The sequence below is a fragment of the Pseudomonas brassicacearum genome (assembly GCF_003732265.1).
GTDB lineage: Bacteria > Pseudomonadota > Gammaproteobacteria > Pseudomonadales > Pseudomonadaceae > Aquipseudomonas > Aquipseudomonas brassicacearum_D.
In genome coordinates this window covers 237,753-259,258 of sequence record NZ_MOBK01000010.1, presented here as the reverse complement: position 1 = coordinate 259,258, position 21,506 = coordinate 237,753, and the positions used below count along the sequence as shown (strand labels likewise).

The following is a 21,506-nucleotide window of genomic DNA, read 5'->3' as shown; positions in this document are numbered from 1 at the left end:
CTCACACGGTAAAAACCGGCACAGGATTGCACCAGCGGTCTTTGTATTCCCGGTCGGCGCGGCCAAAGGAAAACCGCAATGGCTTGTCGAGGGCGCGAGCGTGCTCCCAGGCACTTTGCGTGTTGAGGAAACTCAGCACGCTGCCGGGGCTGAACTCGCGGGTTTCAGGATCGACGCCACCGTTGATGTACTCGACGCTGATCCATTCCGGCGCTTCGACGCGGTACACCAGTTGAATTGCAATCGGTGCATCGTTGAGGAAAATCACCGAGCCGATCAGCAAGTCGCGCAGTAGCTCGATCACCTCGCCCATGCGTTCTGCCCCCGTAGCCGGGAAGCCCCAGCGACGCTGGAACAAGTCGCAATAAATCGCGGCCAGTTCGGCACTGGAAAACTCGGCGACCGGACGCACAACGCCACCGGCTTCTTCCAGCAGGCGCAATTCACGGCGCTGGTTGTAGCGGAATTTTTTCGACAGTTCTTCGGGCGTGCGCGCCATGGCCAGTTGTTCGGCCTGTAGCTTGAGATCGCTGAAACGGCCTTCGTTCAGGGCCGACAGGTAACGCCCGCGATGGCGCAGAGGTGCTTTTGCATCGGCAGCCGCCGGCAGGATCACCTCGGCATTGCCGAGGTCGAACAAGCCTTTTTTGCCACGGCGCTTGAGCACGTCCTTGGACAGCGCCAGGTCGCGCCCCCAGGTCGGGATGGCGGCTTTCACTTCACCGTTGTGCTCCCAGGCCAGGTAGCGCACCGGGATGTCGGCCAACTGCGCCAGACGCTCAACCACCATGGGATGCGTCGCGACGCTACCGCCAAAACGTTGCCAGGCCTGTGCATAAGTCGAGGCGTCGACCACCGTCCAGCCACGTTCGCGCCAGCCTTGAAATCGATTGAGCATCAGCCCCTCGGTGCCAGTTCTGTGACGTGTGGCAAATGCCAGAAAGCCTCGCGCACGGCGCGGTCGGAGAAACGCTCACGCAAGCGGTCGAGCATCAACTCGGCACACTGGTGACGTTGCTGTGCGTCCATCGCGGCCAGATGGTGCAGCCCTTGGGCCAGACGTTCGGCATCGCCCAACGGAAACAGGATGCCGACCCCTTCAACGACTTCCCGCGCGCCACCGCATGCGGTCGCGAGCAACGGCACGCCAGCGGCCATGGCTTCGAGCAGCACCATGCCGAACGGCTCGTGATCGGAGCTCAGGGCAAACACATCGAAGGCACGGAAGTAGCGACGAGCATCCGGCACCTGACCGAGGAACAGCACCCGATCGCCGATACCCAGTTCACGGGCCAGTTCCTTGAGGTCCTGTTCCAGTCGACCGCTACCGAGAATCACCAGTTGGCTGTTGGCCGGCAACTGCGGCAATGCCAAGGCAAAACCGTGCAGCAACGTGGTTTGATCCTTGTCCGGGTGCAGTCGCCCGACGTTGCCGACAATCCAGGCATCCGCTGACAGGCCGAGGGTTTCCCGAGCCTCGCGCACCGACACCTGGCTGGTCTGCAGCGCTGGCACATCGATCCGGTTATAGAGCGTCTGAATCCGCCCGGCCGGCCATTTCGGCAGGCAACGACGCATGTCGTCACGCACCGCATCGGAGACCCCGAGCAGGCTCAGGCGCTTGCGGAAAATATGGGCGAAGAGTTTGCGAGTGCCGCGCTTGTAATCGTCAAACCCGTGATGCACACCGATGACCGGCAGCGAAGTGCCGAGCAGTGCGATGTAGATCGGCTTGAATCGGTGGGCAATGCAGAAGCTGAAATTGCGCGATGCGGCGATCTTGCGCAGATCGCCGATGGCGCCCAGCTTCAGGCCACGAATGGCCTTGGAGCTGTATTCCATGAACAGCACTTCATCGGAAGCGCAGCCCGCAGCGACTTCACTGTCGGCGGCCCCGGTCAGAAAGACCGTCGTCACTCGATAGCCAGTCCCCGCGAACAGGCTGGCGTACTGCCGGGCGCAGTCCAGAAACGGGCCGTCATAGCCGTGACAGAACTGCAACACATGGCGTTCAGCCGAGCGAGTCATATGCGTCAGCGCCCTCTTTAACCACCAGGATGTCTTCCATGATCAGATACTGTAGGTCAGAGCCGAAGAACATGTTCAGGGCATCGGTCGGCGAGCAGATCATCGGCTCGCCACGACGGTTGAGCGAGGTGTTCAGCGACACGCCGTTGCCGGTCAGCACTTCCAGCGCTTTCATCATGTCGTAGTAGCGCGGGTTGTACTCGCGCTTGAGCACCTGGGCCCGGGACGTACCGTCTTCGTGGACGACTTCCGGCACGCGGGTCTTCCACTCTTCAGCCACTTCAAAGGTGAAGGTCATGAACGGCGCCGGGTGATCGATCTTGATCATCTGCGGGGCCACAGTGTCGAGCATCGACGGGCAGAAAGGCCTCCAGCGCTCGCGGAACTTGATCTGGTGGTTGATCCGGTCAGCCACGCCAACGGCGCTCGGGCAACCGATGATCGAACGACCGCCCAAGGCACGCGGACCGAACTCCATACGCCCCTGGAACCAGGCCACCGGGTTGCCGTCGACCATGATCTTGGCGATGTTTTCCGGCATGTTGTCGAGCTTGCGCCAGGCCGGTTTGCTCGGGTGACGGGCACAGGCAGCGAGCACGTCTTCGTTGGTGTACGACGGGCCGAGGTAGACGTGTTCCATCTTCTCGACCGGCACGCCACGGGCGTTAGACACATAAGCTGCCGCACCGACCGCAGTACCGGCATCACCGGAGGCAGGCTGGACAAACAGCTCCTTGACGTCATCGCGAGCGATGATTTTCTGGTTGAGCTTGACGTTCAATGCACAGCCACCGGCGTAAGCCAGTTTGCCGGTTTCCTTGAGCACGTCGCCCAGGTAGTAGTCGATCATCTGCAGCGCGATTTTTTCGAACAGCGCTTGAATGCTCGCGGCGTAGTGGATGTAAGGCTCGTCGGCGATGTCGCCTTCGCGCTTTGGTCCCAACCACTCGATCAGCTTCGGCGAGAAGTAATAGCCCTTGCCCTTCTCTTTGTAGCGACGCAGGCCGATGACGTTGGCGTAATCGGTGTTGATCACCAGTTCGCCGTTTTCGAACGAAGCCAGGCGCGAGAAATCGTATTTGCTGGCGTCGCCGTACGGCGCCATGCCCATGACCTTGAATTCGCCGTCGAGCATATCGAAACCGAGGAACTCGGTGATCGCGCCATACAGGCCGCCGAGGGAGTCCGGATCGAAGAATTCCTTGATCTTGTGGATCTTGCCGTTCTCGCCGTAACCGAAGAAGGTCGTGGCGTACTCACCCTTGCCGTCGATCCCCAGGATCGCGGTTTTCTCTTTGAAACCGGAGCAGTGGTAAGCACTGGAGGCGTGGGCCAGGTGGTGCTCGACCGGCTCGATCTTGATTTTCTTCGGATCGAAGCCCAGTTGCTCGAGGCACCAGACAATCTTGTTGCGATAGCGCTTGTAGCGACGGTTGCCCATCAGGATCGCGTCAAGCGCGCGGTCCGGGGCGTACCAGTAACGCTTGGCGTACTGCCAGCGAGCCTTGCCGAATATGCTGATCGGTGCGAATGGAATCGCCACCACATCAACGTCGGATGGCTTGATGCCCGCCTGTTCCAGGCAGAACTTCGCCGACTCGTAGGGCATGCGGTTCTTTGCATGTTTATCGCGCACAAAGCGCTCTTCTTCAGCCGCCGCGACCAGCTTGCCGTCGATGTACAAGGCTGCGGAAGGATCATGGCTAAGGGCGCCGGACAGGCCAAGAATCGTCAATGCCACAGGGGTCTAGCCTCTTTAGTCTGCGTGCAGGCGACAAGCGCCTCAAAAATTAATATGCCCTCGCAAGCGGCGAGAGACAGCTAAAGGGCGGGATTATAGCGTAAACATGGCGGGAATGACCCAGCGCTTATTGTCCTACCAGGGAGGAAAGCATGGCGCCCCGCTTAACCACGGCCTGGGCGCCAGTAAATGCTGAGATTGCCGTCTGTAGCCTGGCGGTAGATCGTAAGCGGCAAGGACACGGTATCGAAGACACCCGACAGGCCCAGGTCCAGCAGCACGAACGGCACAAGGAAGCCGGTAGGATCCGGCGGGGCATTCAATACGCAAAAGTCATAGGCCAGACCGCTGTAAATGCGGGGAATGGACTGACAGTAGGTTTTTTGTTTCCTGAGACTGCGGGCTGCGTCTTCATCGTCTTGCAGCACCGTCATAGCGGTCCCGCAGCCCGTCAGCGCGAGCGAAAAAGCACCCAACATAACAGCCATTTTTATGGTCAAGATTTGCCCTCCGTGAACGTCAGGCAAACTAGCATCGTGGCTATTCAGGGCACAGTTCATGGGGTCTGTAGATCATGTAGGACAATTCATAAGAATTTGTCCTCTAGATCTCGGAGGGCTGGCTCACTCCTACACTGGATCTGCGTCGCGCACGCCCCCCCTGTGGGAGCGAGCCTGCTCGCGATGGCGCTTCAGGCAGCGCTGGAGATATCTTTGGGAAGACGCTGATCAATGACCTGATACAGCGCACTGCTCTCAGGCCAGTTGCGCATGAACCGCGCCCGGTCCCGCGCATACGCCGGGGCAAAGCTGCCCACCGAGCCATGCTGACACATAGAATCCAGGTCAATCAGCGCCCAGCGATCTTCCTGCCAGAACAGGTTGTGGCCCTTGAAGTCGCCATGGCTGATGCGCGCGCCGATCAGCTCGGCGAACAGATGATCCAGCGCCAGCAACTCCGCCTCAGGCGCATTGCCGTTTTCAACGTAGGGGGCAAACCGCTCGATGATGTCCGGCCCCGGCAAATACTCGGTCACCAGATAGGCCCGACTGCGCAGCCAGAAGAAACGCGTCTCCAGTAACGCCAGCGGCTTCGGTGTGGCGATACCGAGGAACGCCAGGCGATTGCCTTCGCGCCAGGAGTGCCAGGCACGGCTCGGGCGCCAGAAGCGTTTGAGCCAATGGGCAAAGCCCTTGATGTTGTAGCGCTTGATTACAAGCGTCCGACCATCAATCTCGACTTTTCCTACACTGGCCGCGCCACCGGTCTTGTACAAATGGCCTTGATCGAGCAAGGCATCGGCCTGCCCCAGCACCGGCAGCATCGCCGCCTCTTCCTCACGACGAATCGCCCGCAGTCCGAACGCCCCGCGCTGGACGCTGAACAGCGTGCATTCACGGCCGACCTTGATCAGAAAGTCCTTCAAGCGCCAAGTGCGAACCTTGTCGATCTGCTTCTGCAACGCTTCCATGGGCAAGGCGTGCTCGCCGTTGCTCAACAGGTAATACACCAGCAGTTCTTCGATGAACGGCTCGAGTGTCTTGGGCAACTGCGCAAAAAATACGCCGAGGTTTTCCAGGACTTTGTTACGCGACAGCGGTTGGCCCGGCGTCTCAGCACAGACACCGCCACCATCGATCAGATACAAGCGGCCGCGCTGGCGCAGCAGGTTGTCCAGATGCAGGTCTTCCTGCCAGAGTCCCTTGCGATGCATTTGGCCGATAGCGCCCAATGCCTCGGCAATCACCGCCCCTTGCATGTCCGCCAACACGGGCAAGTGTTCGACTTTTTTCCAGGTCTCCCCCAGGCTCTCGGCGCCCTCGAGGAAATCGAACAGCAGCCAGCCGCCCTCGCCCTCCTTTAGCCCGTCCGCCAGTAATTGCGGTGTGGTCAGGCCTTGATCGGCAAGCAAACGCACGCCGTCCAGTTCACGCTGAAAATGCCGCGCCGCCTTGCTGCCGACCAATAACTTGGCCAGCACCGGACGGCCACGCCAGACACCGGCACCCACATAACGCTGCCCCGGCAAGACCCGCAGCAGGCTCAACAATTGCAAATCGGCGGGACCTGCGGCATCGGCCAGCGCAATGCTCATGGGCAGGCTCGGGCTGCGGCCGGCGTTTTTCAGTTCGGACAAACGCATCAGCGGGTCTCCTTGCGACTGCGCCGCGCAGTCAGGCGCGACACCCAACTGTCCACCAACGAACTGTCCGAGGGCTGATCGACGTAGACCGCCAACAACTCGCGCAACTGCGCGTCGGTCCACTCCGGCGCGCGACGCAGCAACGGTTCCAGATCCTTGACCCGGTCACGTTGACCGAACAACAGCGGCCGGGTCTTTTCCAGGTCGATCAACTGAGCCAGATATCCGTCGCCCGTCGCCTGAAGAAAAATATGTTTTGGGTAGAAACAACCATGAACCTGACGCACGCCGTGCAGGCGGCGCGCCAGTTCGCCACAGGCTTTGAGAATGGCCAAGTGTTGCGCCTCGCTCAGGTCCGACCAGCGCTGTAACAGCGAATCCAGGTCATCCCAACCGTCCAGCGCGCGAGTCAGCAATACCGCGCGGACTTCGCCGTTGACTTTACGCTCACCAAAAAACACCGCCTTCAGCGCCGGAATACCGAGCTTTTCATAGCGGCTGATGTTGCGAAACTCACGGGCAAAGCTCGGCTCGCCAAACGGCGCGTGAAAGGTACGCGTCAGGTAGTTGCTCTGGCGCTTGAGGTAGAAGCCACGACCTTCCAGATCCAGCCGAAACACACTGCTCCAGCCACCACCCGCGGTGTTGGGCTCATCCACGGCCTCGAGCTGTTTGGCCCAGAGCGCATCGAACGTACCGAGGCCATGGCGCTCAAGCAGCGCACGGTCTTCAGCGGCCAGAAAATCAGTCATTCGCGTCCCTCGAAAAATCTCACCACGTGCCGGATGCGTTTCTTGTCGGCGGCATTCAGCCGGTCACGCTGGCGGTATTGCAGATAAAAGCGCAGGCGCTGGGTCGCCGACAGGTGATATTTGGCCACCTTGTCCAGACAGGCCAGGTCTTTGGTGATGCGGTACTTAAGCCAGAAGCCGTGCCAGAAATCGCCATTGGGGCAATCGATCAGGAACAGTCGGGCTTGATCATCGACCAGCAGGTTGCGCCACTTCAAATCGTTATGGGTAAAGCGATTGTCGTGCATGGTCCGGGTGTAACCGGCCAATTGCCGACTGATCGAGTCGACCCAGGCGCGGTCCGCCAACTTGGGATCGCGCCGATCAGCGAGGGCCGACAAGTCTTCGGTGTTGGGCAACTCGCGGGTAATCATCGCCCCACGATCGTACGCCGCGCCACGTCGTTCCAGGCCCCAGGCCACCACTTCGGCGGTGGGAATGCCCCACTTGGCGAAGCGCTTGAGGTTCTGCCATTCGGCCTTCACCCGAGGTTTGCCCAGGTAACGGCGCAGGCCTTTGCCGGCGCCGACGTAGCGTTTGACGTAGTAATTGACGCCGTTGCGATTGACGCGGATGACCTCGGACAACAGGTCGCGGGTCAGCCGCTCACCTTGCAGGGCGAACACCGCCTCAAGGCTGCCAAAATCTTCTGCCAAATCGCTGTAAGCGGGCTCCAGTCTCCAACCCGCCATCAGAGCGCATCCCCGTATCGCTGTTTACGGTCATAGAGTTTATTGGCCTTGCCTTCAAGCCAGGCGAGCAATGACGCTTCCTCGGCCAGAATCTGGCGCAGCGGCTGCTGGAAGTAGCCCTTGAGGAAACGCAATTTGTCGCGCTGGGTCAGGCCAATGTCCAGGGCCGAAAAGTACAGCGCCGCCAGATCCTTGTTGCGCCAGCGCTGGGTGATCGCCGGGCGGGTCTGGGCACGGTGCAGGTCGATCACCGAGAGTTTGAAATCATCAGCCGTCACTGGTTTGTCGGTGTGCAGCAGAAAGTGGCAGATGTAGCAGTCGCGATGGTTGACCCCGGCGCGGTGCATCATGCCGGTCATGCGCGCGACTTCGGCGATCAGCGCACGCTTGAGTTTGGGCACGGGCGGGTTCTTGATCCAGTCGATGCTGAAGTCTTCGAGGCTGACGGTCGGCGCCAGTTCTTCGGTGACGATGAACGAGTGCTGATCCGCCGGGTTGCTGCCCTTCTCGCCGTAAGCCACGGCGGTCATGGTCGGCACGCCGACTTCTTGCAGGCGCTGAATGGCTTTCCATTCCTGACCCGCGCCGAGGACCGGCAGCTTGGCCGTCAGCAGGTTCTTGAAGATCTCGCCCCAGCCAATACCCCGGTGGATCTTCACGAAAAAACCGTTGCCGTTCACTTCAGTGCGCAAGGTCCGGCGCGCTTCCAGCTCACGGTAAACCTCGCCCTCGAGGCCTTCGACTTCGGTGAACGCATCGCGTCCGGCCCAAAGGCTCTTGAACGGTTCAGCCAGCATCAACTTCATTAAGCGTGCTCCGCCAGAATCACATCGGCCGCGTGTTGCGGCATGCTGTAGAGGTCGGCCGTCTCGGCAAAGGCCAGACCGTTGCGGCTCCAGGCCGCCCGTGCTTGAGCGTCGTTCAACATGCCGGTCAGGTACTGCGTCAGTTGTGCCTGCTCGAAGGGTTCGTCCAGCACCAGGCCGGCATCGGCCTCGGCGATGTAATGGGCGTAACCACAGACCGCGCTCACCAATACCGGCAGCCCGGCCACCAGGGCTTCGAGCAACACGGTCCCGGTGTTTTCGTTGTACGCCGGGTGAATCAACAGATCGGCACCGAGCAGGAAACGCGGGATATCGCTACGACCCTTGAGGAACGTCACGTTATCGCCCAGGCCCAAAGTAGCGCTCTGCATCTGGAATAATTTGGGGTCATCCTGGCCAATTACAAACAGCCGGGTGCGTTTCTTCAGATCAGCGGGCAATGCGGCCAGTGCCTTGAGGCTGCGATCCACGCCCTTGGTCTTGAACCCGGAGCCGATTTGCACCAGCAGCAGTTCATCGTCTTTCAGGTTGAATTCAGCTCTAAAACCGGCACGAATCTCGGCGGCATTGGGCGGCGCCCGACGGTCCTGGGAAATCCCCGGCGGCAGCAGGTGGAAACGTTCCAGCGGCGTGTCGTAATGCTTGATGAACAGCGGCTGCTGAACCTCGGAAATCATCAGCACTTCAGTCTTGGCGTCCTTGGCGAACACCGCGCGCTCGTACTCGGCAAAGTGCCGGTAGCGGCCCCAGCGCCGGTACAGCGAGTGCCGCAGGTTCTGCGCCTTGTCTTCGAAGCAGCCGTCGGCGGCGTAGTAAACGTCCAGGCCGGGCATTTTGTTGAAACCGATCAAGCGGTCCACGGGGCGCTTGGCCAGGTCCGCTTCCATCCACTCGCTGAGTTTTTCGTTACGGCGATGATTGAAGAACGCCTTGACCGGCGCCACCAGCACTTCGAAACCCGGCGGAACCTCGCCTTCCCAGATCAGCGTGTAGACACGAATCTGATGGCCGCGCCGCTGACATTCGAGGGCGATGCGCATGAAGTCACGCTGCAGCCCTCCGAACGGAAAATACTTGTACAAGACGAATGCCAATTGCATCAGCGCAGCTCCTCAGCCAGTAACAACGTGCTCAGTCGGGTCGCGACACGCTCGGGATTCAGGCGCGTGAAGCACAGTGGCCACTCGCGTTTCAGGTTGAACTGACGGGCATCCTGTTCCGTCGGTTGATACGTGCATTTCTTTTGCAGGCACGGTGCGCAAGGGAAGTCGCTGGCGATGTGAATCTGCGCCTTACCGTAGGCGCCGGTCAGGCCCGGGTTGGTCGGGCCGAACAGCGACAGGGTCGGGACGTCGAGCGCGGCGGCCAGATGACCAAGGCCGGTGTCCACGGCGACACAAGCCTGCGCGCCGGCCAGCACTTTGCCGACACCGGCCAGGTTCAGCTTGGGCAGCACTTCGACATGGCGGAACCCGGCGGCGATGCGTTCGGCCCGGGCTTTCTCGATCGGGTTGCCCCACGGCAGCTTCACGCCGACGCCCAGATAACCAACGCGCTCGGCCAGTTCACGCCAGTAGGCTTCCGGCCAGTGTTTGGTGTCCCACGTGGTGCCATGCAGGAACAGCACGTACGGATTCTTGCGCGGCAGTTCGACCAGGCGTTCGACGTTCAGGCCGTAATCACCCAAGCCTTTGGGCAAGTCGTAGCCCAACGCCAGGGCGAACAATTGACGCACCCGCTCCACCGCGTGCTGTCCACGACCCACCGCCAGACGACGGGAGTAGAAACGCGCCGCCACCGGCTCGCGGGCAGAATCCTTGTCCAGCCCGGCGACCGGCGCCTTGAGGTAGCGTGTCAGCCAGGCGCTTTTCAGCAGGCCCTGGGCGTCGATCACCAGATCATATTTTTCGGCACGAACGGCTTGTTTGAAGCGTTTCCACTCGCCGCTCTTGATGGTTTGCCAGAGGTTCTTGCGCCAGCGACGGATCGCCACCGGGATCACCTTGCCCACGGCCGGGTGCCAGGTCGGAATCTCGGCAAAGCCTTCTTCCACCACCCAGTCGAACGTGATGCCGGGGATCGCCCGCGCCGCGTCGGTCAGCGCCGGCAACGCGTGAATCACGTCGCCCAGCGAAGAAGTCTTGATCAGCAGAACCCGCAAACTATTTGACCTCGACCACAGTGCCCTGCAACCGCTGCAAGGCTTCGTTCACGGCTTGCGGCATCAGCTGGCGCAAGCAGTTGTAATGACCGAAACGGCACGTGCGATCGAAGCACGGACTGCATTCGATACCCAGGCGTACCACTTCGACGTGCTCGGCCAACGGCGGGGTAAAGCCCGGCGATGTCGAGCCATAGACCGCCACCAGCGGGCGGTTCAATGCGGCGGCAACGTGCATCAGGCCGGAGTCGTTGGACACTACCGCGTCGGCGCAGGACATCAGGTCGATGGCTTCCGCCAGCGAGGTGCCGCCGCTGAGGTTGACCGCCTCTTCACGCAGGCCGGGAATCAGCCGTGCGCGGATGTCTTCACCGACCGCGTGATCGTTTTTCGAACCGAACAGCCAGACTTGCCAGCCTTCGCGAATCTTCGCTTCGGCGACCTTGGCGTAATGCTCGGACGGCCAGCGCTTGGCCTCGCCGAACTCGGCGCCGGGGCACAGGACCAGCACCGGACGGTCGAGGGCCAGGTCGAATTTGGCCAGCGTCGCTTCGCGGGTGACCGGGTCGATCTGCAGGCTCGGGCGTGGATAAGGGGTCGGCAGTTCGGCGCCGGGCTCATAGGCCAGGGCCATGAAGCGCTCGATCATCAGCGGATAATGTTCTTTATCCAGCGTCCGCACGTCATTGAGCAGGCCGTAGCGGAATTCGCCACGCCAGCCGGTGCGTTTCGGGATGCCGGCGAAGAACGGCACCAGCGCTGACTTCAGCGAATTGGGCAGCAAAATCGCCTGGTCGTACTGGCCGGCCAGGGATTTGCCGATGCGCCGACGGGTCGCCAGCTCCAAGGCACCGTGGCCGAGCGGAAAGCTCAAGGCCTGCCGGACTTCGGGCATGCGCTCCAGGATCGGCCGGCTCCACTCGGGGGCCAGGACGTCGATTTCGCATTGCGGGTGGCGTTGCTTGAGGCACTGAAACAGTGTCTGCGCCATCACCATGTCACCGACCCAACTGGGCCCAACGATCAGAATTTTCATGTGGTTTCCAAAAACGAACCGGGGAGGCCTACGCCTCCCCGCCTCGAGAATCACTGTGGGAACGGGGCTTCTTGCGATGGGTCATCACCTTCAACATTGCTGTCGACTGTCACTCCGCTATCGCGAGCAAGCTCGCTCCCACATTGGGATTTGGTGTACATCGATCTGCGAAACAAGGCAGATCTACTGTGGGAGCGGGCTTGCTCGCGAAGGGGCCGTCACATCCAACATCAATGTCGACTGACACTCCGCTTTCGCGAGCAAGCCCGCTCCCACATTTGAATCTTGTTACCGCAACAAGCGCGTTTCAGCTTAACCCCAGCTCACGCCAGATCCGCACTACCTGTCGCCGTTCGTCCGCGAACTGGTCGCCTGGTATTACCCCGGCGTCCTTCTGCAAGGCCTGCCGGTGAGCGGCGGAGCGGTAGGCTTTATAGGCCTCGCGCAGCAAGTTGGCATCTTCGACGGGCATCAGCCCTTCGTGTTCCAGCTCTTCCAGAATGCGGATGTTGTCAGTCCAGCGCAGCAATGGCGGGTGTGTTTCGGACCACGCCAGGGCCGCGTATTGCACCATAAATTCAATATCGACGATACCTCCGGCGTCCTGCTTGAGATCGAACGGCGCCGTGGCCTCGAAGGCGTTTGCCCCGGTGCCGGCCGCGGTGCTCTTGCTGCCAAGGTTGTCGCGCATCTTGGCGCGCATCTCGCTGACCTCTTGACGCAGGGTCGACAAGTCACGCGCCTTGCCCAATATCGCCGCGCGCACTTTTTCGAACGCCTGGCCGACGTCCTGGCTGCCCACCAGCACCCGCGCTCGCACCAACGCCTGGTGCTCCCAGGTCCAGGCTTCATTTTCCTGATAGCGGGCAAACGCCCCCAGCGAACTGACCAACAACCCCGACGCACCGGACGGTCGCAGGCGCATGTCCACTTCATACAACTGGCCGGAGTTGGTCTGCGCCGTCAGCAAGTGAATGATCCGCTGCCCCAGCCGGGTGAAAAATTGCGCGCCATCAATCGGTTTCGGCCCGTCGGTTTCCGCCTGCGGATCGCCGTCGTGGATGAACACCAGGTCGAGGTCCGAACCATGCCCCAATTCCAGTCCGCCGACTTTCCCATAACCGACAATGATAAAGCCGGGATCGCACAACGTACCGTCGGTGCGCAGTGGTGTGCCGTACTTGGCCACGGTCTGGCGCCAGGCCAGGGCCAGCACTTGTTCGAGGATCGCTTCAGCGAGCCAGGTCAGGTAGTCGCTGACTTTCATCAACGGCAGGCTGCCGGCGATTTCCGAGGCGGCGACGCGCAAGCGATGCGCCAGTTTGAAATGGCGCAGGGCTTCCATTTGCTGTTCGAGGTCGTCCTCGGGAATCCGCGTCAGACGCTCGCGCAACTCGGCGGCCAGTTCCGGCGCCAGCGGCGGCTTGAATAGCCGGCCTTCGTTGAGCAATTCGTCGAGCAGCAGCGGGAAACGGGTGATCTGCTCGGCGATCCACGGGCTCGCGGCGCACAAGGTCAGCAAGCGGCGCAGCGCACCGGGGTTTTCGGTCAGCAACACCAGGTACGCGGACCGACGGGCCACGGCTTCCACCAGCGGCAACACGCGTTCCAGCACCAGATCCGGGTTGGCATGCTCCACTGCCTGCGCCAGCAAGCGAGGAATAAAGGCATCAAGGCGTTCTCGGCCCAGACGCTGCATCGCCCGCAGTTGCGGACTGCTGCGCAAACCGGCCAAGGCTTTCAGGGCTTTGGTGGCGTCCTTGAAACCGCCCTCTTCCAGCTGCCGGCAAGCGGCCTCTTCGTCCTGAGCCTCTTCCCACAGCGGCAGCCATTCGCCGCCGACAACCACTTCGCTTTCAGTGCCTTCCTCTTCATCGGGATCGGCAATCACCTGAGCGAAGTGCCAGGCCACGCGGCCACGCCAATACATCAGCTGCTCGTGGAAAGCGTCCCAGTCGGCGAAGCCCAACATAAAGGCAATGCGTGCCTGATCCTGTGCGCCGTCGGGCAGCATCTGGGTCTGGCGGTCGGCGATCGCCTGGATCGCGTGTTCGGTGTAACGCAGGAATTCGTAGCCTTCGCGCAACTCGCTGATCACCGCCGGCGGCAGGTAACCCTGACCTTCCAGCGTGCTCAGTACTTTTAATAGAGGGCGTTGTTGCAGGCTCAGGTCCCGACCACCGTGGATCAGCTGAAAGGCCTGGGCGATAAATTCGACTTCACGGATGCCGCCGGAACCGAGCTTGATGTTGTCGGCCATGCCCTTGCGCCGCACTTCCTGCTGGATCAGCTGCTTCATGGTGCGCAGCGCTTCGATGGCCGAGAAGTCCAGGTAACGCCGGTAAACGAACGGGCGCAGCATCTCCTGCAATTGCGCGCCGGCCACTTGATCACCCGCCACCACCCGCGACTTGATCATCGCGTAACGCTCCCAGTCCCTGCCCTGATCCTGGTAATACTGCTCCAGCGCATTGAAGCTCAAGACCAATGCACCGGCCGAGCCGTATGGCCGCAAGCGCATGTCGACGCGGAACACGAAGCCGTCGACGGTCATCGGGTCCAGCGCCTTGATCAGACGCTGGCCGAGGCGGATGAAGAATTCCTGGTTATCCAGCGAGCGCTTCACCCCGATGGTTTCGCCGCCCTCGGGGTAGGCGAAGATCAGGTCGATGTCCGACGACAGATTGAGCTCCACGGCGCCGAGCTTGCCCATGCCGAGGATGACCATTTGTTGCGGCTCGCCACTGCGCCGGCCCGTCGGCACGCCGAATTGCTGGCAATGACGCGAATACAACCACTGATAGGCCTGATCGATACTCGCATCGGCCATGTCCGAGAGGTCGCGGCAGGTCTGGACCAGATCGGCCTGACGGGTCAGGTCGCGCCAGATAATCCGCACCTGATGACGGGTGCGCTGGCGACGCAGGACGCGGCCGAGTTCGTCTTCGGTTTGCGCTGCATTCACTGCCGCCGCAATCTGTGCGCACAGCTCGCCGGGCGCATAGCCGCGGTCCAGTTCGCCGGACTGCACCAGCGCCAGCAACATCAAAGGGTCACGCACACTCTGTTCAATCACAAAGTCGCTGGCCGCCGCGACGCGGGCGAAGTGCGCCCAGCGTTCAGGCGTCCAGGCCGACAGGCGATGGTCGTCTTCAAGTGCCGCAACGGCGGCACGAAACGACTGCTCGGCACGGGTGACAAACGGCAGGAGAATGGCGGGCAGTTCGGCAAACGTGGGCAGGCTCATGGTCTATCCTTGATCGGCGTAGAACGGGTTGCATGTAGTGAATTTTCATATTGCACTACGTGGAGGACTGTCGAACAAAAGTTAGAAATAGCTGAAAATTCTTTATTTTTGGCAGTGAACATCAAGCTTTCACCTTTTGTGGTTGGTAAAAGACCAACCTTAACGATTATTCTCACAACGCAGCCGGAGGCCACAAGCCATTCATCTGTAGTTTTACTACTCGTATATACATTCGAAAGGCTGAAATGCCCGAAGATTTGTAGTAAAACTACACGCCGCCGGAACAACCTCTCGGCAATCCAAGAATTTATATCGTCTGCCCACAAGGCCAGTCGCAAACTCAGGCAACCGATTCTGGAAGCCTTTCCGCCCTGGAGCAAGCCATGCAAGACCTCGATCCCGTCGAAACCCAGGAATGGCTGGACGCCCTGGAATCGGTTCTCGACAAAGAAGGCGAAGACCGCGCTCACTATCTGATGACCCGTATGGGCGAATTGGCGACCCGCAGCGGTTCGCAACTGCCTTACGCCATCACCACGCCATACCGCAACACCATTCCTGTTACCCACGAAGCACGCATGCCTGGCGACCTGTTCATGGAACGCCGCATTCGCTCGTTGGTACGCTGGAACGCGATGGCCATGGTGATGCGTACGAACCTGAAAGATTCTGACCTGGGCGGTCACATCTCCAGCTTCGCCTCCAGCGCCACCCTGTATGACATCGGCTTCAACTATTTCTTCCAGGCCCCGACCGACGAACACGGCGGCGACCTGATCTACTTCCAGGGCCACACCTCGCCAGGCGTTTACGCCCGTGCATTCATGGAAGGCCGCATCACCGAAGACCAGATGAACAACTTCCGCCAGGAAGTCGACGGTCACGGCTTGTCGTCCTACCCGCACCCTTGGCTGATGCCTGACTTCTGGCAGTTCCCGACCGTATCCATGGGTCTTGGCCCGATCCAGGCGATCTACCAGGCACGTTTCATGAAGTACCTGGAAGCCCGTGGCTTCATCCCTGAAGGCAAGCAGAAAGTCTGGTGCTTCCTGGGCGACGGCGAGTGTGACGAGCCGGAATCCCTGGGCGCGATCTCGCTGGCTGGCCGCGAGAAGCTCGACAACCTGATCTTCGTCATCAACTGCAACCTGCAGCGCCTCGACGGCCCGGTTCGCGGCAACGGCAAGATCATCCAGGAACTCGAAGGCGTGTTCCGTGGTGCTCAGTGGAACGTGACCAAAGTCATCTGGGGCCGTTTCTGGGACCCACTGCTGGCCAAGGACGTCGACGGCATCCTGCAACGCCGCATGGACGAAGTCATCGACGGCGAGTACCAGAACTACAAAGCCAAAGACGGCGCGTTCGTACGTGAACACTTCTTCAACTCGCCAGAACTCAAGGCGATGGTTGCTGATCTGTCCGACGACGAGATCTGGAAACTCAACCGTGGTGGCCACGACCCGTACAAGGTCTACGCGGCGTACCACGAAGCGGTCAACCACAAAGAACAACCAACCGTCATCCTGGCCAAGACCATCAAGGGTTATGGCACCGGTGCCGGCGAAGCGAAGAACACCGCGCACAACACCAAGAAAGTTGATGTTGAAAGCCTGAAGCTGTTCCGCGATCGTTTCGACATCCCGGTCAAGGACGAAGAGCTGGAAAACCTGCCGTTCTTCAAGCCGGAGCCAAACAGCGCCGAAGCCCGCTACCTGAGCGAGCGCCGCACTGCACTGGGCGGTTTCGTACCTCAGCGCCGCGCGAAGAGCATCAGCGTGCCAACGCCGCCACTCGATACCCTCAAGGCAATCCTTGATGGCTCGGGCGACCGTGAGATTTCCACCACCATGGCGTTCGTGCGGATCCTCGCGCAACTGGTCAAGGACAAGGAAATCGGCTCGCGCATCGTTCCGATCATCCCGGACGAAGCCCGTACCTTCGGTATGGAAGGCATGTTCCGTCAGTTGGGCATCTACTCCTCCGTCGGCCAGCTCTACGAGCCAGTCGATAAAGACCAGGTGATGTTCTACAAGGAAGACAAGAAGGGCCAGATCCTCGAAGAAGGCATCAACGAAGCAGGCGCCATGAGCTCCTTCATCGCTGCCGGTACTTCGTACTCCAGCCACAACCAGCCAATGCTGCCGTTCTACATCTTCTACTCGATGTTCGGCTTCCAGCGTATCGGCGACCTCGCCTGGGCCGCTGGCGACAGCCGTACCCGTGGCTTCCTGATCGGCGGCACCGCCGGCCGCACCACGCTGAACGGCGAAGGCCTGCAACACGAAGATGGTCACAGCCACATCCTGGCCGGCACCATCCCGAACTGCCGCACCTTTGATCCAACCTACGGCTATGAGCTGGCGGTGATCATCCAGGACGGCATGAAGAAGATGACCGAAGAGCAGCAGGACGTTTTCTACTACATCACCGTGATGAACGAGTCCTACCAGCAGCCAGCCATGCCGGCCGGTGTCGAGGAAGGCATCATCAAGGGCATGTACCTGCTCGAAGAAGACACCCGTGAAGCGGCGCACCACGTTCAGTTGATGGGCTCCGGCACCATCCTGCGTGAAGTCCGTGAAGCGGCGAAGATTCTGCGTGAAGAGTTCAACGTCGGCGCTGACGTATGGAGCGTTACCAGCTTTAACGAACTGCGTCGCGACGGCCTGGCCGTCGAGCGCACCAACCGTCTGCACCCGGGCCAGAAGCCTAAGCTGAGCTACGTCGAAGAGTGCCTGAACGGCCGTAAAGGTCCGGTCATCGCTTCTACCGACTACATGAAGTTGTTCGCCGAGCAAATTCGTCAGTGGGTCCCGTCCAAGGAATTCAAAGTCCTGGGCACCGACGGTTTCGGCCGCAGCGACAGCCGCAAGAAACTGCGTCATTTCTTCGAAGTCGACCGTCATTTCGTGGTGTTGGCAGCCCTGGAAGCATTGGCTGACCGTGGTGACATCGAACCTAAGGTTGTGGCTGAAGCCATCACCAAGTTCGGTATCAACCCGGAAAAACTCAACCCACTGGACTGCTGAGGAGAGATTCTGTGAGCGAACTCATTCGCGTACCTGACATCGGCAGCGGTGAAGGTGAAGTAATTGAACTGTTTGTGAAGGTCGGCGACCGTGTCGAAGCCGACCAGAGCATCCTGACGCTGGAATCGGACAAGGCGAGCATGGAAATTCCTGCGCCTAAAGCCGGCATCGTCAAAAGCCTGAAAGTGAAGCTGGGCGATCGCCTGAAAGAAGGCGACGAATTGCTCGAGCTGGAAGTCGAAGGTGCCGCAGCTGCGGCCCCGGCGGCTACCGCTGCCGCTGCGCCGGCTGCAAAAGCTGAAGCCAAACCGGCTGCTGCTCCTGCTGCCGCCCCGCCTGCTGCTGCCCCGGCGGCCCCGGCTGCCGCTTCGGTTCAGCAAGTGCACGTGCCGGATATCGGGTCGGCGGGCAAGGCCCAGATCATCGAGATCCAGGTCAAGGTCGGCGACACCGTCGAGGCTGATCAATCCTTGATCACCCTGGAATCCGACAAGGCGAGCATGGAAATCCCATCGCCTGCCGCTGGCGTGATCAAGGCCATCAGCGTCAAGCTCAACGACGAAGTCGGCACCGGCGACCTGATTCTGGACCTGGAAGTGGCGGGTGCTGCGGCCCCTGCTGCCGCTCCAGCTCAGGCGGCTGCACCGGCCGCCGCGGCTCCTGCGCCAGCCGCTGCAGCTCCGGCTGCTCCAGTGGCCGACAGTGTTCAGGACATCCACGTTCCGGACATCGGTTCGGCGGGCAAGGCCAAGATCATCGAAGTCCTGGTCAAGGCCGGCGACACCGTTGCAGCCGACCAGTCGCTGATCACTCTGGAATCCGACAAGGCGAGCATGGAAATTCCATCGCCTGCCGCTGGCGTGGTGGAAAGCGTTTCCATCAAGCTGGATGACGAAGTCGGTACCGGCGACCTGATCCTCAAGCTGAAAGTCAAAGGCGCTGCGCCTGCTGCTGCCCCGGCTCCGGCCGCTGCTGCACCAAGTGCTCCGGCTCAAGCCGCTGCTGCGCCTGCCGCAGCCGCACCGGCTGCTGCCCCGGTTGCTGCTCCAGCCAAGCCTGGCGCCAAAGTTCACGCTGGCCCAGCCGTGCGTCAACTGGCTCGCGAGTTCGGCGTCGAGCTGAACGCCGTCGGCGCCAGTGGCCCGCACGGTCGCATCCTCAAGGAAGACGTGCAGGTTTACGTCAAGGCGATGATGCAGAAGGCCAAGGAAGCACCGGCCGCTGCTGCCGGCGCAACCGGCGGCGCGGGCATCCCGCCGATTCCGGTCGTGGACTTCAGCCGCTTCGGTGAAACCGAAGAAGTGCCGATGACTCGCCTGATGCAAATCGGCGCGTCGAGCCTGCATCGCAGCTGGCTGAACATCCCACACGTGACTCAGTTCGATTCGGCTGATATCACCGAGCTGGAAGCGTTCCGTATCGCTCAGAAAGCCGTTGCAGAGAAGGCCGGCGTCAAGCTGACCATCCTGCCGCTGCTGCTCAAGTCCTGCGCGCATTTGCTCAAGGAACTGCCGGACTTCAACAGTTCGCTGGCACCAAGCGGCAAAGCGATCATCCGCAAGAAGTACGTGAACATCGGCTTCGCCGTCGACACCCCTGAAGGCCTGCTGGTACCGGTCATCAAGAACGTCGACCAGAAGAGCCTGTTGCAACTGGCAGCCGAAGCCGCTGTGCTGGCCGCCAAAGCCCGCGACAAAAAGCTCACCGCTGACGACATGCAAGGCGCCTGCTTCACCATTTCCAGCCTCGGCCACATTGGCGGCACCGGCTTCACGCCGATCGTCAACGCGCCGGAAGTGGCGATCCTCGGTGTTTCCAAGGCAACCATCCAGCCAGTTTGGGACGGCAAAGCCTTCCAGCCGAAACTGATGCTGCCGCTGTCGCTGTCCTACGATCACCGCGTGATCAACGGCGCCGCTGCTGCACGCTTCACCCAGCGCCTGAGCAGCCTGCTGGCGGACATCCGCACCATCTTGCTGTAACACCGGCCGGCCCTCCCTCACCGGAGGGCCGTTCGCGTACCACGTTTTCCGAGCGCCACGCTCGTACCTCAACCCCGCCAATTTGGCGGGGCTTTTTTTTGCCTTGAATAAAGACTCTTCCTACAGCGGCGGCTTACATTGCCCACAACTCAAGTCCACTTCCTCCCGATATTTTTTTTGAAACAGCAACTAGTCTTAGTTGGACTGTATTTAATAAAAACTGCGTTATTTATTCTCTGCTTAGTTAGCAATTACTTCGAATGGATTCGAACATGTTCAAACCGACTGTCGGCCCTATTATTGGCCACACTACAACTAATCACGCGCGCATTTTTCTGCGCGGAGAACTTCAAGACAATGCGTTGGTATTTGCAGGGGTTCGTTATCGGCGTCTGGGTGAAGAACGTTGGTCCCAGGGCGCATTTGTAAAACTGACGATCTTGCGCGACATGTCCGACGTGATCGTGCTCAACCAACTGGCCAGCGACACCGAATACGAATATCAGGCCGGCTGGTTCAGCCCGATGAGCCCGGTGCATACCGTGGAAACGGTCGAGGAACTGCCATTGCAATGGCCACGAGAGATTTACCGGTTTCGCACGCGGCCCAGCAAGGCCCGCCTGCCACGGGCCTATATCGTCGGCTCCTGCCGCTATTTGCGCATGACCGCGGGGATCGCCATGACACCCAAGGCCGGCGACCGAATTTTTGCTTCGATCACCGACCTCGCGCAGCGGGCCGAACCGCCCATCAGTGCGATGCTGATGACCGGAGATCAAATTTACGTCGATGATTTGAACGTTATTGCGCCCGACCGGGAATACAACGACATACTCAAAAAATACCGCACAGCTTTTTCCCAGCCGGGCATTACAACGTTAATGTCCAGCCTGTCGACTTACATGATCCTCGACGACCACGAAATTGAAGACAACTGGCCGGCCAACGAGAGCAAATCAGATGCAGACTTATATAAAAATGCCATAGCCGCTTATGAGTTATATCAAGCCAGCCATAGTCCGGCGCATGAACTTCTAGCCAATGGACAGATCAGCAGAAAACTTGAACAGTATTGGTATCAGTTCAGCGACGGTGATATTGAATGGTTTGTCACCGACAGCCGTACTCGGCGCAACTTGTCGGCCGATGATCGCCGCATCCTCGACGAGGAACAGGAGCAGGCGCTGTGCAAATGGCTGATCCACAGCCCGGCAAGGGTCAAATTCGTGGTCACCAGCGTGATGTTCTACCCCGACCGCAAACTCAATGGCGACGACGCCTGGAAAGCCTTTCCGGAGCAACGCCTGCGGTTGCTGGAGACAATTCGCACGCACCGCATCAAGAACGTCATCTTCGTCTCGGGCGATGTCCACGGCTCCTTGACGAGTCGCCTGACCCACAGCGAAGACCCGGACTTCGAGGTGCACACCGTCGTCTCCTCGCCGCTGTGCAACAGCAAACTGCTGCCGTACGCCAAGGCCTCCACCTTCATTCTTGATCAGCCTCTGGCGCAAACGACTGCGGGAGACTATCGGCATGAACTGACCAGCAATGTGGTCAGCGAGGACAACTTTGCCCACCTGATCGTTGATAGCGAGCAGATTCAGGTCAATTACCACGACCGGGACGGCCAACGATTACAAACGGTCAACATCCCGCTGCACTAAGGCTATTGAAGGTCAAATGCATTAGTTTTGAGCCTGCGCTGGAGAAAACTTCGCGCCTGCCGACATATTCTTATAGCACTTGGCCTTCATGTCTCTTGTCAGTCGGGGCCGCAATGATGCAACCTTGCCGCAGACAACAGTTAAGAGGGCGAGAGCCCGGCG

15 protein-coding genes are annotated in these 21,506 nt (G+C 60.3%); 3 read left to right on the top strand and 12 right to left on the bottom strand.

The window, feature by feature from the left end:
- Position 1: 1 nt before the first annotated feature.
- From BK660_RS25130 to glnE, 12 genes are all read right to left on the bottom strand, one after another.
- Entirely contained in the window at positions 2–898 is an 897-nt protein-coding gene (locus tag BK660_RS25130) for an antimicrobial resistance protein Mig-14 (RefSeq protein ID WP_123435567.1), read from the bottom strand.
- Positions 898–2,028 (bottom strand): glycosyltransferase, encoded by a 1,131-nt coding sequence (locus BK660_RS25125; protein WP_123435566.1) that lies wholly within the window; start codon positions 2,026–2,028, stop codon positions 898–900. Before BK660_RS25125 ends, BK660_RS25130 begins: the two co-directional genes overlap by 1 nt.
- The gene (locus BK660_RS25120) at positions 2,012–3,769 is read right to left on the bottom strand and encodes a carbamoyltransferase family protein (protein ID WP_123435565.1); all 1,758 of its coding nucleotides are present in this window, start codon (positions 3,767–3,769) and stop codon (positions 2,012–2,014) included. The genes BK660_RS25125 and BK660_RS25120 overlap by 17 nt, the downstream gene beginning before the upstream one ends.
- Positions 3,770–3,933: 164 nt before the next feature.
- A complete protein-coding gene (locus tag BK660_RS25115) occupies positions 3,934–4,269 on the bottom strand; it encodes a YceK/YidQ family lipoprotein (protein ID WP_123435594.1) in 336 nt (111 codons plus the stop codon).
- A 191-nt stretch (positions 4,270–4,460) separates the two neighbouring features.
- The gene (locus BK660_RS25110) at positions 4,461–5,912 is read right to left on the bottom strand and encodes a lipopolysaccharide kinase InaA family protein (protein ID WP_123435564.1); all 1,452 of its coding nucleotides are present in this window, start codon (positions 5,910–5,912) and stop codon (positions 4,461–4,463) included.
- The gene (locus BK660_RS25105; RefSeq protein WP_123435563.1) at positions 5,912–6,664 is read right to left on the bottom strand and encodes a lipopolysaccharide kinase InaA family protein; all 753 of its coding nucleotides are present in this window, start codon (positions 6,662–6,664) and stop codon (positions 5,912–5,914) included. The genes BK660_RS25110 and BK660_RS25105 overlap by 1 nt, the downstream gene beginning before the upstream one ends.
- Positions 6,661–7,395, bottom strand: coding sequence for a lipopolysaccharide kinase InaA family protein (locus BK660_RS25100; protein WP_123435562.1), 735 nt, complete (start codon positions 7,393–7,395; stop codon positions 6,661–6,663). Before BK660_RS25100 ends, BK660_RS25105 begins: the two co-directional genes overlap by 4 nt.
- Positions 7,395–8,201 carry a lipopolysaccharide core heptose(I) kinase RfaP gene (rfaP, locus tag BK660_RS25095; protein ID WP_123435561.1) on the bottom strand — a complete coding sequence of 269 codons (807 nt, stop codon included), beginning with the start codon at positions 8,199–8,201 and terminating at the stop codon, positions 7,395–7,397. The genes BK660_RS25100 and rfaP overlap by 1 nt, the downstream gene beginning before the upstream one ends.
- The gene (locus tag BK660_RS25090; RefSeq protein ID WP_123435560.1) at positions 8,201–9,322 is read right to left on the bottom strand and encodes a glycosyltransferase family 4 protein; all 1,122 of its coding nucleotides are present in this window, start codon (positions 9,320–9,322) and stop codon (positions 8,201–8,203) included. The genes rfaP and BK660_RS25090 overlap by 1 nt, the downstream gene beginning before the upstream one ends.
- Entirely contained in the window at positions 9,322–10,383 is a 1,062-nt protein-coding gene (gene waaC / locus BK660_RS25085) for a lipopolysaccharide heptosyltransferase I (protein WP_123435559.1), read from the bottom strand. The genes BK660_RS25090 and waaC overlap by 1 nt, the downstream gene beginning before the upstream one ends.
- Before the next feature lies 1 nt (position 10,384).
- Positions 10,385–11,419, bottom strand: coding sequence for a lipopolysaccharide heptosyltransferase II (gene waaF / locus BK660_RS25080; RefSeq protein ID WP_123435558.1), 1,035 nt, complete (start codon positions 11,417–11,419; stop codon positions 10,385–10,387).
- Positions 11,420–11,726: 307 nt separating this feature from the next.
- A complete protein-coding gene (glnE, locus tag BK660_RS25070) occupies positions 11,727–14,666 on the bottom strand; it encodes a bifunctional [glutamate--ammonia ligase]-adenylyl-L-tyrosine phosphorylase/[glutamate--ammonia-ligase] adenylyltransferase (protein WP_123435556.1) in 2,940 nt (979 codons plus the stop codon).
- Positions 14,667–15,049: 383 nt separating this feature from the next.
- On the opposite strand from glnE, the gene aceE reads away from it, so the two are divergent.
- From aceE to BK660_RS25050, 3 genes are all read left to right on the top strand, one after another.
- The gene (aceE, locus tag BK660_RS25060; RefSeq protein WP_123435555.1) at positions 15,050–17,695 is read left to right on the top strand and encodes a pyruvate dehydrogenase (acetyl-transferring), homodimeric type; all 2,646 of its coding nucleotides are present in this window, start codon (positions 15,050–15,052) and stop codon (positions 17,693–17,695) included.
- Between the two features lie 11 nt (positions 17,696–17,706).
- Positions 17,707–19,677 (top strand): dihydrolipoyllysine-residue acetyltransferase, encoded by a 1,971-nt coding sequence (gene aceF / locus BK660_RS25055; protein WP_123435554.1) that lies wholly within the window; start codon positions 17,707–17,709, stop codon positions 19,675–19,677.
- A 272-nt stretch (positions 19,678–19,949) separates the two neighbouring features.
- A complete protein-coding gene (locus BK660_RS25050; protein WP_123435553.1) occupies positions 19,950–21,344 on the top strand; it encodes an alkaline phosphatase D family protein in 1,395 nt (464 codons plus the stop codon).
- Positions 21,345–21,506: the final 162 nt, after the last annotated feature.

Bases quoted from the DNA above. Each gene is read 5' to 3' on its own strand.
- BK660_RS25100 (WP_123435562.1), bottom strand. From the start codon at position 7,395: ATGGCGGGTTGGAGACTGGAGCCCGCTTACAGCGATTTGGCAGAAGAT.
- BK660_RS25125 (WP_123435566.1), bottom strand. From the start codon at position 2,028: ATGACTCGCTCGGCTGAACGCCATGTGTTGCAGTTCTGTCACGGCTAT.
- waaF (WP_123435558.1), bottom strand. From the start codon at position 11,419: ATGAAAATTCTGATCGTTGGGCCCAGTTGGGTCGGTGACATGGTGATG.
- BK660_RS25090 (WP_123435560.1), bottom strand. From the start codon at position 9,322: ATGCAATTGGCATTCGTCTTGTACAAGTATTTTCCGTTCGGAGGGCTG.
- BK660_RS25130 (WP_123435567.1), bottom strand. From the start codon at position 898: ATGCTCAATCGATTTCAAGGCTGGCGCGAACGTGGCTGGACGGTGGTC.
- glnE (WP_123435556.1), bottom strand. From the start codon at position 14,666: ATGAGCCTGCCCACGTTTGCCGAACTGCCCGCCATTCTCCTGCCGTTT.
- BK660_RS25050 (WP_123435553.1), top strand. From the start codon at position 19,950: ATGTTCAAACCGACTGTCGGCCCTATTATTGGCCACACTACAACTAAT.
- aceE (WP_123435555.1), top strand. From the start codon at position 15,050: ATGCAAGACCTCGATCCCGTCGAAACCCAGGAATGGCTGGACGCCCTG.
- BK660_RS25105 (WP_123435563.1), bottom strand. From the start codon at position 6,664: ATGACTGATTTTCTGGCCGCTGAAGACCGTGCGCTGCTTGAGCGCCAT.
- BK660_RS25110 (WP_123435564.1), bottom strand. From the start codon at position 5,912: ATGCGTTTGTCCGAACTGAAAAACGCCGGCCGCAGCCCGAGCCTGCCC.
- rfaP (WP_123435561.1), bottom strand. From the start codon at position 8,201: ATGAAGTTGATGCTGGCTGAACCGTTCAAGAGCCTTTGGGCCGGACGC.